Origin of the sequence: Rhodococcus sp. IEGM 1318 (genome assembly GCF_033142465.1) — a bacterium.
GTDB classification, from domain to species: Bacteria; Actinomycetota; Actinomycetes; order Mycobacteriales; family Mycobacteriaceae; genus Rhodococcus_F; species Rhodococcus_F qingshengii_B.
In genome coordinates this window covers 1-1,833 of record NZ_JAWLSC010000014.1, presented here as the reverse complement: position 1 = coordinate 1,833, position 1,833 = coordinate 1, and the positions used below count along the sequence as shown (strand labels likewise).

1 protein-coding gene is annotated in these 1,833 nt (G+C 60.3%); it reads right to left on the bottom strand.

The window, feature by feature from the left end; all coding sequences use genetic code 11:
- Nucleotides 1-144 precede the first annotated feature (144 nt).
- Nucleotides 145-1,461 carry a plasmid pRiA4b ORF-3 family protein gene (locus R4P65_RS26965; RefSeq protein ID WP_317828794.1) on the bottom strand — a complete coding sequence of 439 codons (1,317 nt, stop codon included), beginning with the start codon at nt 1,459-1,461 and terminating at the stop codon, nt 145-147.
- Nucleotides 1,462-1,833: the final 372 nt, after the last annotated feature.

Genomic DNA, 1,833 nt, shown 5'->3' with positions numbered 1-1,833 from the left:
GTGCGCCCCCCCCCCCCCCGCGCCCCCCCCCCCCCCCCCCCCACGCGGGCCCAAAAACCAAAACACCCCCCACCACCGCCGGGGGGAGCGCCCGTGGCGCCCCCCCCCCCCCCCCCGTTTCGGTTGTCTGCTTCAGTGTTCGGGTTAACGCTGCAGAATCGCTCTCGCGAGATGAGCAGCCCAGGACGAATCCTCTTTGGTGCCGAACTTCCCCAACTCGTACCCCGTAGCGCCGATCAAACCGAGTACCTCCACAGTGCTCCCGGTTATGTCTCGTTTCGATGGCAAAGACCCGGACATCAGAACGCTCGACGAGCGAATCGGCTCGAGCGCTCGTGAAACGAACAGATGACGTTCAGCCGGCGACAAACCCGCGGCTACGGCCAACAAGACAAGAAGTTCCACTGCTCTTTGAGAGCCGCCTGTCGCGACTGGAACTCCCTCGACGATCACCGACCACATCGCCGACTCGTCCCGCTGAGCTGACTGACCCCTCTTCGTCAGGAGAATGAGTCCTTTGTGCTTGCGCGCCAGGCCGAAGGTTTTGAGCACCGCGTAGAGCGATCGTCCTTTGGGCAGATTGACAGGACCCAGTTCAGGTTCATCGAGCATCGCATCAACCGTCGTGAAGAAATCATCGGACTCGATCCCCTCGACACCGATCAATGTCAAAACCGCCTGAACGCGTTGACTTGCCTCGACCTGGACCACATCCCCAACTGCCGACTGATCGTCGACTCCAGCTCGGGAGAGGACCGCGTGCAAATCCGGGACTCGATGTGGACTCAGGCATTCGACGAGGGTTGCGATGTCGTACGGGCTGGCTCCGCCGTCGGTAGAAACGATGTCGTCCGGACGAGAAGTACGACTGTAAGACAAGCGATCGTTGACCTCGGCGATCTCGAATCGTGTCGGCTCGAAGTCAGTTTTCGGCCATTCCAGGGTCCACTCGTGGGAGCGTAACTTTTCTGACGCGAGAACACCGAGAAGCTGTTCGTACTCGTCAGGGCCAACACATTCCTCCGGCGGACAAGCACCGCGACCCGCGGCGCACATAACTTGGAATCCGGCGGGCAGTACTTCGGAAGATTCAAGTGTCAGCGTGTGACGCCAGTTCCCGAAGCGTCCGTAGCGATAACTGATTTCATCTCCGGGCGCGACCATGACCTCATCCAGACGTACGGCGGACTCTACGATCGCCACTCGTCCGGCGCGACGCTGCTCGGCGTTGCTTCCGGAAGCTACGTACTCTTCGACCTCGCCGGGAAATCGGCTGCCGGACTTGGACCACGCGTGCGAATGACGGTCACTCCACCCCATTGCCCGTTGAACCACCGAATGCAGGTCATCCAGATTCAGATCCGACGCGACGAGGATTCGTCGCCAGATCTGAGTGGAAACATTGTCGACGCTGATCCGTATCGCGTATTGCGCCGGTACCGAGCGCCTCTTCGAACGCAACGATCGTGCAAACGGAAAGCCCCCACGCCTTCCACCTACTTCTTGAACAAACCTTTGCAGTTCTTCCGGTTCCGTCGGAACGAGTCGCAAATGCGACACCCTCGAGCTGCTCAACCCCACCATGAGACTCAGCCTAGGCCAAAGTGCTAGGGACGAAGGCACAAAATCGGAGAGTACTTCGGACTTATGAGACGGTTCACAATCCGTACTTTGGCTAACAAGTCGCTACGTGCGTCGGCGCCGGCATCTTCCTCACCCCGCCTGCCTTTGCCCTGCCCTTATCGTGCGAACGGTGCGTTGGGTCGGTCTGAGGCGACGGAAGTGCCGTTGGCTCGATGCGGGGGTGCCGGGGGTGTTGTGGGAACGAGAAAA